The sequence below is a fragment of the Bacillus sp. FJAT-26390 genome, assembly GCF_001682865.1.
Lineage (GTDB): Bacteria > Bacillota > Bacilli > Paenibacillales > Paenibacillaceae > Pristimantibacillus.
Window position 1 is genome coordinate 218,674 of record NZ_MAQX01000035.1, and the last position, 14,274, is coordinate 232,947.

Below are 14,274 nucleotides of genomic sequence, written 5' to 3' on the forward strand. Positions count from 1 at the left end.
TTAACCGATTACTGCAAAAGCCTCGACCCCAGCCGGAATCGATTTTGTATGATACACTCTACCAAAGCTGTCATAGACTTGAAGCGTATAATTGGCCGTTGTCAAAGTCGGTGCCTGACTGAAATATACAGCTCCGAAACGGTCGAACGCCGCTGTCTGCACAAGTGTCGTACCTCTAAACAATGCGCCATAGAAGCCTGTCGTATTAAATGGAACACCATTTAAGTCTACCCACAGTATCGTTAAAAGGCTGAATGTCGGACCGTTTTGCAGCTTGCGGACCTTCGTTCTCTTCAACAGCGCCTTGTTCTTTTTCTTTGGACCTAATATTGGCGGTTTGACTCGATTTGCCATGCCGTCACTCCTTCCCGCATTTATTAAAATATGCGGGTGAGTGCAAGGCGGTATGGTCAAGCCCCTACGCCTAATGCCTATTTATGTCCAGAAAGGCAATTAGAGCTCTTTTACAATGGTGATGAATAGCTCGTCCTTCAGCTCGATCTCATACGGCGAAGCGGGCTGAGTGCCATTTGCCTCCATAATAATACGGACGCGGGGACGATGCACGGCAAGCTCATTGTTTTCTGATACGACGCCTACCTGGCCGGTGCTGAGCAAGAGCGAGGTGGAAATCGGATAAATCGATATATGTCGACAAAAAAGCTTGATAAGGTCCAAATCAAAAAAAGTGCCGCCCGCAGCGAACAAAAATTCGATCGCCTCGCTTGCCGTATAACGCTTTCGGTGCGGCCTTGGCGAGGTCAATGCGTCAAAAGTGTCGGCTAGCCCAACGATTTGTGCATACATATGTATTTCATTTTCCTTGAGCCCGCGCGGGTAGCCCGAACCATTAAAGCGTTCATGATGCTGCAGGGCGCAATGCGCGGAAACGATCGATATATCATGATACTTGCGTAATATATCAAAGCCATCCTTCGCGTGGCTATGAATGATTTTGTGATCCTCCGCCGTATATCTGCCTGTATTCGCCAGCAGCTTCTGCGGCACCTTCGTCATGCCGATATCGAAAAGAAGAGCGCCAATGCCAAGCTCTTCAAGCTGATTGCGATTAAACCCTTTCGCCATGCCCATAATGCCCGCGAGTACCGCGACGTTAAAGGAATGCTGAAACAAATAACCATCCATAGCATGAATGCTGGTTAGATTGACGAGCATATTAGGTCGTGAGGACAGATCCTGCATAATTTGTCCGAATACCGCTCGGAAATTTCGGCCCATGTCAGGAGCGATCGTCCGTCCCTTTGTCACAGTCTGGTCTTTAAAGGAGTTCATCGTTTTATAAATGGTATCGACTGCTTGCTTGCGCGTTTCCTCTCGGATCGTATCCTCGGGGATCAAGTCCTCCGTCAGTCCGTCCTCGATGAACAGAAAATCAATGCCCAAGTTTTGCAATCGATCAATGTAACGATCATTTAGCTCTACCCCTTCTCCCAGAAGAACGTTGCCGTTTTCTTGAAAGATAGGTTTTGCCACCTTGTCTCCCGGCTTGACCATTCCAATTTGCACTTTTCTCATTAGATTAGTTCCCGCCTTCGATAGTAATAGCGCCTTTAACCGGATAGCTTCTATTTTATCAGAACTGGCTCAGACTGACTATGCAAGCGCCATTAAAAAAAAGGCTGAACGCTGCCGTTCAAGCCTCTAAGCTAATTTGCGTTTGACGATCCGATTACGGCCACTATATTTCGCTTCGTACAATGCGGCATCCGCTTGTGCGAGAAGCTCTCGCAGAAAAGCTTTTGGGTCTGCAAGATCGGAAGGCTCAAAGTGCTCAATCGAGATGACGCCCATGCTGACCGTAACGGATATCGGCTGCTCGCCGATGCCAGTATTCACCCTGTTCTGCTCAACCGATTCCATGAGCTTCTCGGCAATCTGATCCGCTTGTTCCCGGTTTGTATGCGGCAAATAAACGGTAAACTCTTCCCCGCCGTACCTAGCCAATATATCCGTGAACCGCAGCGCTCCCCGGACGGCATCAACCGTGCTGCAAAGCACTTCGTCGCCGACCAGATGACCATGTTTATCGTTGATCGATTTAAAATGATCCAAATCAAATAGAAAGATAGAAAAAGGTATGCCATAACGGATATTGGTAACAATCTCTTGCTCCAGCTGATACAGCAAATATCGGCGGTTAAAGCAGCCTGTCAGGCCATCCGTTATCGCCATATGCTCCAGCTTCTTATTCGCTTGGAACAGTTCATCCTGCATAATAAGCAAATCGCGATTGCGATCCTGCAGCATCTCATTCTGATTATTCGTTTCTTCCACAAGCAATCTAAGCTCCGTTACATCCTGAAAGGTCAGCACTCTGCCCACCGGCGTTTTCTTATTGTTAAGAATCGGAGAGGATTGCACGATCACATGGCGATACTTATCATGTTGGATCGCTATCTCGAATTCATGCCTCTCGAGCGGGCGCGTGCGCTGCGCTTCCATAAACGCTTTCAACTCTTTGGAAGCCTCTCCCTTGAACTGGGAGCCCAGGAGAGCGGGATTAAATTTGTCTCCGATCCGCAGCCGGAAAATCGGCTTTATCACTTTATTCACATCAATGATCGTATCGTTCTCATCCAGCACGATAATGCCCATTGACATCGTATTCATCACGTCGCGTTGAACGGTCTGAATGATATCGAGCACTTTATTCCGTCTTATGGCATGCACCAAATATACGGCGGCAAAGGCCATGCCTACCGATATAAGCGGAATATAGCGATTAAATCGTTCAATGATAAATATATTGAGCACTAAATCGCCGATGGCGAACAAGACGAGCACGAACATGCCATTGAACGCCGTTTTGATTTGCGTGCGCTGCCGCTCGGCTTTCTCCACCCTCAGCTTGTAGAACATAATAATAAACGACACGACCATATAGAGGACCAGCTGTACGACCATGATCCAGTATAACGGCCCATGCTGAAGCTGCTTCAGCGGAGTAAGCTCGGTATTAATTTGAAGAAACATGCCGTTTGGATTCACGATGACTGCAGCAACCGAAATAAGCGCAGGCAGCGCTAAAATGAACAACCGGCTCTTTCGTATTACATACGACTGGCCGGTAAGAAAAACGATAAATACGAACCAACCGATTCCTAGCAGCGAAAGCGCTGTGTATGAGACGGAAAGGTAGAAGAGTTTAAAGTGAGTTTCAGTCGTTGTCTGCGAAACAAACTGAAAGAGCGTCCAGATCATGAATACGGTATGTAGAAACAAATAAATACGATGCAGAACCGTTACCGTACTTGAGGCTAACACGTAGAAAAACAAGCCGAACAGCACTAGAAACATACTAAAGTCTAGCCAGATCATCCATCCCAATACGGTTCACCCATCCATTTGACAGCCATCTTCTTCCATTGTAGCAAATGTTAATTGCATCGACAATTATTTAATTTTTAGCATCTGGCTTGGAAGATTGCTTCGGCCATCGGTCGGCAAGCATATGCTCTAGCGATGGAGAAATGCTCAAAAACTGACGGAATTGCTCGTATTGCTCCCATTTTTTCACCGAAATCCCTTGCTGCTCCGAGCGTACAGCGCGAATGAGCAAGTTTTTTGGCGTATGCTCCGGATCGACAAATTCAAGCATTTGAACCTTGTAGCCGAGCACCTCAAGCAGCGTTCCGCGAGCGGCATCCGTTGCCAGCGCCGAGAAGCGCTCCTTTAGCAGCCCTTGCGAGAGAAGCGGTGACAGGATATCGCTGCTGACCTGCTTGAACAGCTCATGCTGGCAGCATGGCACCGACATAATAACGGAGGCTCCCCAGTTTACCGCTTTGGCAAGCGCGGCATCCGTAGCCGTGTCGCAAGCATGAAGGGTAACGACCATATCGGCAGCCTGCAGCTCCTCATACTCCGCGATGTCTCCAACGAGGAATTGAAGCTTGTCGTAGCCAAGCTTCTCCGCAAGGCCTGAGCAAAACGCGATGACATCCGCCTTCAAATCAAGTCCGATAATGTTGATTTTCCGCTGCTGCTCAACGGCTAACAAATGGTAAAGCGCAAACGTCAAATAAGATTTTCCGCAGCCAAAATCAACAATCGTAAGCTCCCGGTCCGTCGGCAAATACGCCAGCACATCGGTAACCATCTCTAGAAAACGATTGATCTGCCGGTATTTATCCTGTTTCTTAGCATGGACGAGCCCCTCTGGCGTCATGATGCCCAGCTCGACAAGGAATGGCGCCGCTTTGCCTTCGGCCAATATCCGCTGCTTTTGCCTGTTATGCTCCAGATTTACCGGACGCGCCCCCGCAGTAGCGGGCTTCCTCAGGATAGCGGCCTTGCCCTTCTTGCTAAAGAGCAGCTGCACATCGGCCTCAGGCGTCTTCACCAGCGCTTGCCGGTAATTCTCTTGAAGCAGATCGATGACCCTCTCGGCAGCCTGAAGCTCCGCAACGTTGTCATGCGTCACTTTATTTGCAAAATGATATTCAAACTGATAAAACAACCCGTTTTTCAGCTTCAGCGGACGAATGATTGTTTTAGGCGCTGCCCCTGCGTCCTTGCGCTTTGGCTGGCTTAGCGTAGCCTGCAGCAGCTCCCCGCTTTTGACCCAATTCGTGATATCTAGCTGCCATTGTTCTGTCATGCTGTACCTCTCACTCCTAAAAAAATAATGGAGCCAAGCTCGCTTTCGTAAGCTTATGCTATAAACCTTGTCTATTCTTTCAAAAGGGCTTCCAGCCCTTGCTCGATTTCCTCGCGCGGCAAGCCGCCTGCCTCAAGCCGCTCATCGGGCTGCAGCAGCATTCGCCTATAAATATCCTCCGCCGCGGACGGGGTAAGCGCGTTATCGCCCAGCAGCTCGTGCATCATATTTTCGGCTAAATCAAAGTGCCCCTCTGCCTCATGCCACTCCATCATCAGCCGCTTGGTGGATAAGGGAAGCTCATACGGCAGGAGCCGCTCAAGCAGCTCCTTGATTTGTCCTCGGGGCTCCACAATCGTAGGCTCGGCATCTACAAGCGATAATCGCAAAAACAGATGCAATGCTTTCACATACGCTACGAAGCTTTCGTCCTCGCGTCCCAGATCACCGTTAAGCTCGGCCTCTTGCTTCATTAATATCGCTATAGCCTGCATATGATCGGTTTCAAGCACCCCGTTTGTCGTCATCATCCGCATTAAATCCTCGTCGGATAAGGAACGGATAAGCTTGCTGCTGAGCCGGAAGCGTTTATCGAGCAGCTCGTCAATGAAGAGAAGCGCCTCCTCATGCTTCCGCTCGCGCCGCAAATTCATAATTTGGCCAACAGCCTCCGTCATCTGTTCAATCATTCTCATGAAATAATCGCGCTGAAACATATGCTTCCCCCTCCCTCATACGTCTTACTGCTTGGATTTCATGAAGCTAAGTATCGCTTGGACTAACTCCTTCGGCTGCTCAACCATCCCCATATGGCCCGCGCTGTCCAGCACGACCTTCACGGTTGATCTGTTTGATGCGGCAAAAGTGCTATCTGTCGGAATGACTTTATCGTTTGCTCCTGAAACTAGCAGTACAGGAAGCTCGGTCTGTTCGATAATATGCGTGCGGTTAGCTCGGATTTTCATGCCTCTTGCCGTACCGACCGCTCCTTGCAGCGAGGTGCCATAGCCGATTTGTTTCGCTCGCTCAATCTCGCTTGGCATTGCCTCCACATTCGCCGGTGCAAACAGTTTAGGGATGAGTCCGTCCACAAATGGCTGAACCCCGCTTTCCTCCAGCGCCGCAACCGCCTTATCGCGATTTTGCTTGGCCGCTTCGCTGTCTTCAAGCGCTGTCGAATGGATGAGCCCAAAGCCCGAAAGCTTCTTCGCATACATCTCAGCGAGCGCAAGCGTGATGTACCCGCCTAAGGAATGCCCTAGCAGCACCGCATTATGAATTTGTAGGGTGATGAGCATTTGGGCGACATCCTCCGCATACATTTCCATCGTATAGACGTCCTCGTTTGTCGCGGAGCTTCTTCCATGCCCGCGGGCATCAGGAGCGATGATACGTACATACTGCTCAAGCTCGTCAACGATAGGCTCCCAATAAGCCGAGCTGCCGCAATAACCGTGAAGCAAGACGATTACCTCGGTAATGCCGTCAGCCGCTCCACCGTCATCAGGATGGGAATCATAATAAGCGAGCTCAACACCGTTATTCAAAAATAGCTTCCGCTGCGCAATCGAAATTTTCTCAACATTTGCTTCTGTCATTGCCAACACGCTCCTCTATACATTTGGTATTTGTAAAAGATTGCTTTGGTTTATCGGCTTGCCCTCATGCTTGCTCCAGGCTAGATCAATGGCTGACACTATTTCTTTGGCCATTTGCAGCACATGATAAAGGGAGGTTGTTTGCAGCATCCAATAAGCCTTAGGGCCGTTTGCGTTCACAACGCCTGCAACGCTGTAATGCCCAATTGCCGGCAGCCGCCTGCCGATAGCCTTTCCAGGCTCGATAGGGCCTTCAGATGCGATAAAACGGCCAACCGATCCCGGCTTGCCAAGGCAGGCGTCGATCGCTATGACGATCGCATCCTTATGTATCGCTTGAGCCGCTTGCTCTACGGCATGCGCATCGCAGGGCTTCTCTAACGTGCCGATGACATTCGGCCAGCCGCCCTCCTGCAACATGGTGCCCACCAGCGGGCCAAAGGAATCGCCGGTTGAACGGTCGCTGCCGATGCAAATAAATACAATGCTGCCCGGGTGGCTATGCCTTTCTGCAATGGCATCAAAAAATTGCTCTATATCCTTCTTCGCTGCTTGTTCCGTTGCCCTGCACCTGCCCTGTGATCATTTGCTTTTCATTTCTGCTTTAATTGTATCCAATTTCATGATGCTGTTCAATTTGTGGTCATTCGCGTTTGAAACATGGTACAATTGCTGCAATGCAAAACGTACGAATAAGCCTATGCTTCGAGGCCGCTTTCGGCTCGCAAAAACTTTAGGAGGCACTCAATGAACAATTTACAATTGCAAACGCAGGAAAATGTGGAGTATATGATTGAAGTTATCAAAACAAAGCTCAAAATGGCTTCTGCCGCAGCCATGCAGGCTTCAAACTTCGACCTCAATAAATATGAGGATATAAAAGACCTGTATGAGGTCGTTGCTTCGAAGGACAAATTCAGCATCAGCGAAGTCGAAGCACTCGTCTCCGAGCTAGGCAAGCTGCGAATTCAATAAAATTTTTAACTATCAAGAAAATTATTCCAGTATCAGACATTTCTTTTCATTATTCTACAAAACAAGAACCGAGCCTGGCACTTTAGCCTAGCTCGGTTCTTTTTGGGCTGGTGAGTGAGCTTATTCCTGCTCTTCCGCCTCTGCTTCAGCCGCTTCTATAGACAGCTTAATCGTAACGTCCTTATGCTCTCCTTTGAGGAAATGCGCGATTCTCTCCAGCTTATCCGCAAGCTCAGGCCCGCTCAGCGTCGTGTTCAAATGGTAATCGAAGCTGTCGGTCAGCTTGCGATCCGAATACGCGCTTTGACCGCCCCATGCCCGATCTCCGCCCGCGTTCGCTCTAGCAAGCAGCTGCTCTTGAACCGGATAAAATTTATCGGATTTATTTACGACTCTTTCGTAAATGCGCAGCTTCTTAAGCAGCATGTAATACTGGGCAGAATGCTTGAAATTCCAAGCTTCCCGAATGTCTTTAAGCGTATAATCCATCTTCCAACGTTTCAGCTTTTCAACTTGCTCATCAGTGCTCAGCTGCAAAAAATCGTCTAAGGGCAGCATTTTTTCGGACATCTAGACCCCTCCGCAAAATAGTTTATAGAGTAATGAATTAATAATTTAAAAAGATTTTTTTATCATATAAAAAATACCATAAATTTTGGCTGTTTACAAATTAATATAATTTCACAATGCATTTTATCATTCATTTTATAAAAAAGCGGCTCAACAGTAGAAAACCCCCATTCAAACGCGTTTCGCTCCGCATTGATGGGGGTCTGCTTTTTATGCTGTTTTATGCTCTCTGGAGGCCGGTCGATGTTAAGAATCGCTCGAAGGCTTCGGCGCCTGCGGCCGTACGTTTGTATACGCCGGCATCCTTCAGCACATCAAGAAACTTGCTGCCCGTTTCGGATTGCACGATCGTTTGGGCTTGTTCAGCCGCATTCGAGGTGCCAAAGCGCTCGGTAAGGGACAAGATCCACGCCGCATGCTTGTGTAGAGGATGCGAGGTTTCCTGAAGCTCCTCTGCGGATGCAGACGAAGCGCCTGTCAAATAAGCGGCGATTTGCTCAAGCTCATCCTTCAAACGGCCTGGCAATACGGCTAGCCCCATCACTTCAATCAAGCCGATGTTTTCTTTCTTCACGTGGTGCAGATGCTGATGCGGATGGAAAATACCGTCTGGATGCTCCTCGCTCGTTCGGTTGTTGCGCAGCACCAGATCAACCTCGTACTCGCCGTTATCCCGCAGCCGCGCAATCGGAGTGATCGTGTTATGCGGCGTAAGCGTGCCGTCCTCTTGCTTGGTAAAAGCAAGCACATCCGCGGAAGCATCGCTGTAAGCGCGCCATTCGTCCAGAAGGCGGCAAGCCGCGCCATGAACGTCAGCCTTGGTCGAGCCGTTTACCCGGACGACCGACATCGGCCAATTAACGATGCCAAAGCGAACGCCAGGAAGCTTTGCATCTACAAATTGCGCATCTATTGAAGCAGTCTCCATCGGAAACACGTGACGGCCGCCTTGGAAATGGTCATGGCTTAGAATCGAGCCGCCTACGATTGGCAAATCAGCGTTCGAGCCGATAAAATAATGCGGAAATTGTTCAACGAAGTCCAGCAAGCGCGCGAAGGAGGAATGGGAAATAACCATTGGCTCATGTGCGCCTTTGAAAATAATGCTGTGCTCGTTGTAATATACGTATGGTGAATATTGGAAATACCATTGTTCCTTCTGCAAGGTCAGCGGCAATACGCGCAGGTTCTGCCGTGCAGGGTGATCGGGACGGCCGGCATAACCTACATTTTCGACGCATAGCAGACATTTCGGATATTTCGCTTGCGGCATCGTCTTGAGCAGCGCGATTTCCTTCGGGTCCTTCTCAGGCTTCGAAAGGTTGATCGTAATCTCCAGCTTGCCAAATTCCGTCTCATGCAGCCAGTACAGGTTTTTGCGAATGCGGTCCATGCGGATGTAATTGGAATCGATGCTTAGATTGTAAAAGGCATCGGTTGCCGCCGTCAGCCCCTCCTCCTTCACCTGACGGTTGAAGGCAGCGCTCGCCTCGGAAGGCCGTGGAAGCAAGAGGCCCATAATGCGGGCATCGAGCAGATCGCGATAAGTCGTCGTATGATCTGGAATCAAACCGATTGTATAGCCATAATCGAGCAATGGCTCAAGCAGCGGAACAGCGCTCTCCAAGCTTTCCTCCTCAACGTTGCCCTCAAAGGGCTCCGCGAAGCCGAATAAGCTCAGCAGCTCATTTCTTGCCGCATGGGTATCCAGCGGGTCGTTCAGCAGCTTCCGCTGCTGCGCGAATTGCAGCAGCCGTTCGATTAGAATCAGCGCATCGTTTGCTGATGTCACTTGTTGTTCATTTGCCACGTGATGCAGCTCCTTTCCGGTAAACGGCGCCTTTAGCCGTTGTAACCATTCGGATTGGCCTCATGCCAGCTCCAAGCGCTCTTAATAATGTCCTCCAGCTTGTCACGCTTAGGATTCCAGCCAAGCTCCTTGCGAGCGCGATCCGATGATGCGACCAGAATGGCAGGGTCGCCTGCACGGCGTGCTTCAAACACGGCAGGAATCTCTTTGCCGGTAACCGCACGCGCGATCTCGATCACTTGCTTCACCGAGAAGCCCGTTCCGTTGCCTAGGTTGTATACGGCACTATCCGCGCCGCCGCGTAGACGGTCAACCGCCAGCACATGCGCATCTGCGAGGTCGCTGACATGAATATAGTCACGGATGCAAGTGCCGTCTTGCGTCTCGTAATCTTCTCCGAACACGGAGATATGTGGCCGCTGGCCAAGCGCCGCTTGCAGCACGATTGGAATGAGATGCGTCTCAGGGCTGTGATCCTCGCCGATTTTGCCGCTCTCATGAGCGCCTGCCGCGTTGAAATATCGAAGCGATACGAATTTGATGTTATGAGCGACATCAAACCATTTCATCATTTTTTCCATCGCCAGCTTCGTTTCGCCATAAGCATTGGTAGGAAGCGTGCGGTCATACTCATCGATCGGCACATTTTCCGGCTCGCCGTAAGTTGCGGCAGTGGACGAGAAGACGATTTTGCGAACATTGTATTCGTTCATCTTCTCAAGCAGGCAAAGCGTGCCAAAGACGTTGTTGTGATAATATTTGCCAGGGTCCTTCATGCTCTCGCCAACGAGTGAATTCGCCGCAAAGTGAATGACCGCATCAATTTCGTTCTCTTTAAAGACGGTATCCATAAATTCCGCATCACGAAGATCGCCAACGTACAGCTTGCCTCCAAGCAAAGCCTCGCGATGTCCCTGCTGCAAATTATCGACGATAACGATCTCCTCGCCGCGCTCCTGCAAGGCTGCTACTGCATGCGAGCCGATATAGCCAGCTCCCCCGGTTACTAATACTGCCATGATTCATTTCCCCTCTCCATATGGTTATTGCTATTTAAAAGCTTTTTATACGAGCCGCTCTACGCCGTTGCCGATTGTACATACATAAAAGTCCGCCGTTAAGCCGGTTGCTTCTTTATATTTGCGTCCAACCTCTTCTTGGAACGCTTCCACGCTATCCTCATGCACAAGGGAAACGGTACAGCCGCCGAACCCTGCTCCCGTCATGCGTGAGCCAAGCACGCCCGGCACCTCGCGAGCCGCAGCTACCATCGCGTCAAGCTCGGCTCCCGTTACTTCGTAAAGGTCGCGCAGCGAATCATGCGAGCCATTCATCAGCTGGCCGAATTGTTCAAGGTCATTCGCTTTGAGCGCTTTGATCGACTTCAAAACCCGGTCGATTTCTTCCACTACGTGCTGGGCGCGTTTTCTGACGGTTTCATCCTTGATCAAGTGCTTCGCGGAATTGAATTGCTCCAAATTGATTTGTCCTAGCAGCGTAATCTCCGGGAATGCCGCTTGCAGATCCGCTACAGCTTGCTCACACTGCGCACGGCGCTCGTTATAGGCGGAGTCTACCAAACCGCGGCGCTTGTTCGTATTGCCGATCACCAGCTTGTAGCTGCCTGAATCGAACGGTACAAGCTCATACTCAAGCGTGTCGCACATAAGCAAAATCGCGTGATCCTTTTTGCCGTTCGCTACTGCAAACTGATCCATGATGCCGCATTTTACGCCGTTGAACTCATTCTCCGATTTTTGCGAGAGCAATGCGATTTTTACCGTATCCGTCTCCAGCCCTTCCAGCGATTGAAGCGCGTAAGCCGTTACTACTTCAATCGAAGCGGAAGAGGAAAGCCCGGCGCCGTTCGGAATTTCGCCGTGGTAAAGCAAATCGTAGCCGCTGCTGAACTGTACGCCGCTTTGCTGAAGCTCATGGACGATGCCCTTCGGGTAGTTCATCCAATCATCGGCTTCGTCATACACGATCGTATCAAGCGAGAAGCTCTTGGAAGCCGGGAAGTTGGTCGTTGCCAGTCCCAGCTGATTGTCTGAACGTTTCCGAATGAGCAGCGTCGTGCCAAATGTTAATGCGGCAGGAAACACATATCCGCCGTTATAGTCCGTATGCTCGCCAATCAAATTTACACGGCCCGGAGCATGGAACACCGCGATGTCGCTTGCGTCTCCGCCGTATTGCTGTATGAATTGCTGTGTTAGCGCGTCAATGTTTGCCATTTGCTATCACGTTCCTTTTAGTCAATTTTTGTGTGGTTGTTTGCAATTTCAGTATAAGATAACCATCTGCAAAACGAAATGGCGCTAAGTGCTTATTATATGGATTAATGTGACTTAACTTATGGCCTTAGGACATGCTATGATAATGCAAAACCTACATTTGACCCTATTTTCATTCGAATATAAAGCAGGTGTAAAGTATAATGCAGCAGGATATGTATACGGTAGCCTCCAATCCGATTATAAGCAGCGATGAGCACGCGCCCCTTAACGTATTGTTTGCGGGCGAGAGCCAGACGAAGCCGCTCCACCGCCTTGGTCCAAAGGTATATGACTTCTACTTGATGCACATCGTGCTGAGCGGCAAGGGCCTCTTCATTTGCGACGGCGCAAGGCATGAGCTGCGCGCTGGCCATACGTTTCTGATTGAGCCGGAGCAGCTAATCAGCTATGAATCGGACCATGACGATCCATGGCGCTATCGCTGGGTCGCCTTTAATGGCGTGCAATCGGCGGAGCTCGTCACAGCGGCGGGCTTAACGGCGGAGCAGCAGGTCGTCTTCAGCGCAGACAAGCGGCGGGCTGCCGCGTTGTTCCGGCAAATTCACGAGACCTTTCGGCGCGGCGGCGCTGCGGCGGACATGATGGCTGCCGGATACCTGCATCTGCTGCTTGCCGAGTACAAAACCGTGCTGCAAGCCCGCAGCGAAAGCCCGCTCCGTACCGCCCAGGCGGAGGGTGACCATCTGCTCCAGCAGGTCGTTCATTACCTGTCTACGCAATATGCGCATCCCGTATCGATCGAGCAAATGGCAGAATCGCTTGGCTACAATAGAGCGTATCTATCGCGTTTATTCAAGCAAAGAACCGGCGAATCGCCCGTTACGTTCCTGCTCAAGCTCCGTATCGACAAAGCGCGCCGCATGCTGCGGGAGCGGCCAGAGCTGACGATCGAACAAATTTCGGCTTCGGTCGGCTTGCAGGACGCCCTTTATTTCTCCAAGCAATTCCGCCGTTTCCACGGCCAATCTCCAACAGCCTACCGCGAGACCATGAGAGGCCTAGCGGAATAACAAAGCTAAGTTAGTATCAACTAACGGTCGCTTCATATTCGCAAATTCGGGTAATACTACCATAGGGAGTGATGACCTATGAAAGAGCTGCATACCGGCAACCTATACTGGCCGGTTACACTAGGCGATACGCGGGAGTATGAACCGCTTCGGCAAAACAAAAAAACACAGGTAGCCGTCATTGGGGGCGGCATGTCGGGATCGGTTTGCAGCCTCATCTTCACGAGAAGCGGCCTTTCCACCATTATGCTTGAACGCGGAAAGGTAGCAGGCGGAAGCACCTCGGCGAATACAGGGCTTTTGCAATTCTCTAACGACATTATGCTTTGCGATCTAATCGACCAGATCGGGGAGAGAGATGCGCAGACTTTCTACAAAGCATGCAAGGATGCCGTCAATATGCTTGCCATAACGGCCGATTCGCTCTCCTTGGACGTTGGGTTCAAAAGAAGAAGCAGTCTCTACTATGCCTCTTCCGAGCAGCAATTGCCTAAGCTCAAAAAAGAATACGAAGCGTTGAAGGCTTGCGGCCTTGATGTCGAATTTTGGTCGCCGGAAGAAATTATGAGCCATTTTCCATTCCGCAAATCAGGCGCTATCGTAACGCACGGCGATGCCGAAGTAAACCCTTATCAATTCGTAAACGGTGTGGCGAGCGCCGCAGCCGATGCCGGCCTTCAGATCCATGAACAAACGAATATTGTAGCGCATGATACACTGCCAAGCGGTCTCCACCGCCTGCGCACCGCCGATGGGTTTGAAATTGAGGCAGAGCATGTCGTATATGCAGTCGGCTATGAGCCTGAGGAGCTTCGGGGCAAGCTTGTCAAAGCGGATTTGAACCGTTCATACGCGCTCGTTACCGGTGTTCAGCCAAATCTTCAAAGCTGGCATGAGCGGTTTCTCATTTGGGAAACAGCGCGTCCTTACCTATATATGCGCACGACGGTTGACGGACGTGTCGTCGTTGGCGGTCTGGATGAAGAGATTGAGCAGCCGCTTCATAGCGGGAAAGCTAGGCATAAACGTAGCGAGAAGCTGCTTGAACAGCTGCAGGCGCTATTTCCCGAGCTGCAAGCGCCTATCGAATTCGAATGGAATGCCACATTTGGCGAATCACGCGACGGACTTCCGTTTGTGGGCGCCGATCCGGCATGGAAAAACGTCTATTACTGCTTAGGCTACGGCGGCAACGGCACGGTGTACAGCATGATCGCTGCCCATCTCTTGCGAGATCTTATTCGCGGCGATAGCCATCCCTTAACGGATATCGTGAAGCTGGATCGCAAATCGTTAGCCAGTATATAAAATAAAGAAGCCTCAACCTGACGCATGGATTCCCTGCGCCGTTCACGAGGCTTCTTTTATGCTTGTTGGCTGGTATGCAGAT

At 50.4% G+C, this 14,274-nt stretch carries 14 protein-coding genes; 3 read left to right on the plus strand and 11 right to left on the minus strand.

All coding sequences use genetic code 11. The annotated features are described in order from the left end of the window. From A7975_RS30120 to yyaC, 7 genes are all read right to left on the minus strand, one after another. Positions 1-354: a hypothetical protein gene (locus A7975_RS30120; protein WP_053374180.1), complete on the minus strand. Its 354-nt coding sequence runs from the start codon at positions 352-354 to the stop codon at positions 1-3. Between the two features lie 99 nt (positions 355-453). Beyond that, complete coding sequence (locus tag A7975_RS30125; protein WP_053374179.1) at positions 454-1,536, minus strand: HD-GYP domain-containing protein; 1,083 nt, start codon at positions 1,534-1,536, stop codon at positions 454-456. Positions 1,537-1,662: 126 nt separating this feature from the next. Next, complete coding sequence (locus A7975_RS30130) at positions 1,663-3,339, minus strand: histidine kinase N-terminal 7TM domain-containing diguanylate cyclase (protein WP_255314617.1); 1,677 nt, start codon at positions 3,337-3,339, stop codon at positions 1,663-1,665. Between the two features lie 79 nt (positions 3,340-3,418). Continuing rightward, entirely contained in the window at positions 3,419-4,621 is a 1,203-nt protein-coding gene (locus A7975_RS30135) for a class I SAM-dependent methyltransferase (protein ID WP_065387591.1), read from the minus strand. Between the two features lie 71 nt (positions 4,622-4,692). Beyond that, on the minus strand, positions 4,693-5,337 hold the full coding sequence (locus A7975_RS30140) for a DUF6483 family protein (RefSeq protein WP_065387592.1): 645 nt from the start codon (positions 5,335-5,337) through the stop codon (positions 4,693-4,695). 24 nt (positions 5,338-5,361) lie between these two features. Next, positions 5,362-6,219 carry an alpha/beta fold hydrolase gene (locus tag A7975_RS30145; protein WP_065387593.1) on the minus strand — a complete coding sequence of 286 codons (858 nt, stop codon included), beginning with the start codon at positions 6,217-6,219 and terminating at the stop codon, positions 5,362-5,364. Positions 6,220-6,234: 15 nt separating this feature from the next. Continuing rightward, complete coding sequence (gene yyaC, locus A7975_RS30150; RefSeq protein ID WP_065387594.1) at positions 6,235-6,756, minus strand: spore protease YyaC; 522 nt, start codon at positions 6,754-6,756, stop codon at positions 6,235-6,237. Positions 6,757-6,966: 210 nt separating this feature from the next. Here yyaC and A7975_RS30155 point away from each other — a divergent pair, with 210 nt between their 5' ends. Next, on the plus strand, positions 6,967-7,194 hold the full coding sequence (locus tag A7975_RS30155) for a DUF1128 domain-containing protein (RefSeq protein ID WP_053374173.1): 228 nt from the start codon (positions 6,967-6,969) through the stop codon (positions 7,192-7,194). A 120-nt stretch (positions 7,195-7,314) separates the two neighbouring features. Here the strand turns inward: A7975_RS30155 and A7975_RS30160 are convergent, their stop codons facing one another. From A7975_RS30160 to A7975_RS30175, 4 genes are all read right to left on the minus strand, one after another. Further along, positions 7,315-7,764, minus strand: a complete 450-nt coding sequence (locus A7975_RS30160) for a hypothetical protein (RefSeq protein ID WP_065387595.1) — start codon at positions 7,762-7,764, stop codon at positions 7,315-7,317. A 220-nt stretch (positions 7,765-7,984) separates the two neighbouring features. Next, positions 7,985-9,574 (minus strand): UDP-glucose--hexose-1-phosphate uridylyltransferase, encoded by a 1,590-nt coding sequence (locus tag A7975_RS30165; protein ID WP_176707839.1) that lies wholly within the window; start codon positions 9,572-9,574, stop codon positions 7,985-7,987. 32 nt (positions 9,575-9,606) lie between these two features. Next, positions 9,607-10,593, minus strand: a complete 987-nt coding sequence (galE, locus tag A7975_RS30170; protein WP_053374170.1) for a UDP-glucose 4-epimerase GalE — start codon at positions 10,591-10,593, stop codon at positions 9,607-9,609. A gap of 45 nt (positions 10,594-10,638) precedes the next feature. Further along, positions 10,639-11,811: a galactokinase gene (locus A7975_RS30175; RefSeq protein WP_065387597.1), complete on the minus strand. Its 1,173-nt coding sequence runs from the start codon at positions 11,809-11,811 to the stop codon at positions 10,639-10,641. 203 nt (positions 11,812-12,014) lie between these two features. Here A7975_RS30175 and A7975_RS30180 point away from each other — a divergent pair, with 203 nt between their 5' ends. Beyond that, positions 12,015-12,884: an AraC family transcriptional regulator gene (locus A7975_RS30180; RefSeq protein ID WP_082198554.1), complete on the plus strand. Its 870-nt coding sequence runs from the start codon at positions 12,015-12,017 to the stop codon at positions 12,882-12,884. Between the two features lie 78 nt (positions 12,885-12,962). Continuing rightward, the gene (locus tag A7975_RS30185) at positions 12,963-14,192 is read left to right on the plus strand and encodes an NAD(P)/FAD-dependent oxidoreductase (RefSeq protein WP_065387599.1); all 1,230 of its coding nucleotides are present in this window, start codon (positions 12,963-12,965) and stop codon (positions 14,190-14,192) included. Positions 14,193-14,274: the final 82 nt, after the last annotated feature.

What these genes read in the sequence shown, in the direction of transcription:
- A7975_RS30120 (WP_053374180.1), bottom strand. Translation starts at nt 354, where the DNA reads ATGGCAAATCGAGTCAAACCGCCAATATTAGGTCCAAAGAAAAAGAAC.
- A7975_RS30125 (WP_053374179.1), bottom strand. Translation starts at nt 1,536, where the DNA reads ATGAGAAAAGTGCAAATTGGAATGGTCAAGCCGGGAGACAAGGTGGCA.
- A7975_RS30130 (WP_255314617.1), bottom strand. Translation starts at nt 3,339, where the DNA reads ATGATCTGGCTAGACTTTAGTATGTTTCTAGTGCTGTTCGGCTTGTTT.
- A7975_RS30135 (WP_065387591.1), bottom strand. Translation starts at nt 4,621, where the DNA reads ATGACAGAACAATGGCAGCTAGATATCACGAATTGGGTCAAAAGCGGG.
- A7975_RS30140 (WP_065387592.1), bottom strand. Translation starts at nt 5,337, where the DNA reads ATGTTTCAGCGCGATTATTTCATGAGAATGATTGAACAGATGACGGAG.
- A7975_RS30145 (WP_065387593.1), bottom strand. Translation starts at nt 6,219, where the DNA reads ATGACAGAAGCAAATGTTGAGAAAATTTCGATTGCGCAGCGGAAGCTA.
- A7975_RS30155 (WP_053374173.1), top strand. Translation starts at nt 6,967, where the DNA reads ATGAACAATTTACAATTGCAAACGCAGGAAAATGTGGAGTATATGATT.
- A7975_RS30160 (WP_065387595.1), bottom strand. Translation starts at nt 7,764, where the DNA reads ATGTCCGAAAAAATGCTGCCCTTAGACGATTTTTTGCAGCTGAGCACT.
- galE (WP_053374170.1), bottom strand. Translation starts at nt 10,593, where the DNA reads ATGGCAGTATTAGTAACCGGGGGAGCTGGCTATATCGGCTCGCATGCA.
- A7975_RS30175 (WP_065387597.1), bottom strand. Translation starts at nt 11,811, where the DNA reads ATGGCAAACATTGACGCGCTAACACAGCAATTCATACAGCAATACGGC.
- A7975_RS30180 (WP_082198554.1), top strand. Translation starts at nt 12,015, where the DNA reads ATGCAGCAGGATATGTATACGGTAGCCTCCAATCCGATTATAAGCAGC.
- A7975_RS30185 (WP_065387599.1), top strand. Translation starts at nt 12,963, where the DNA reads ATGAAAGAGCTGCATACCGGCAACCTATACTGGCCGGTTACACTAGGC.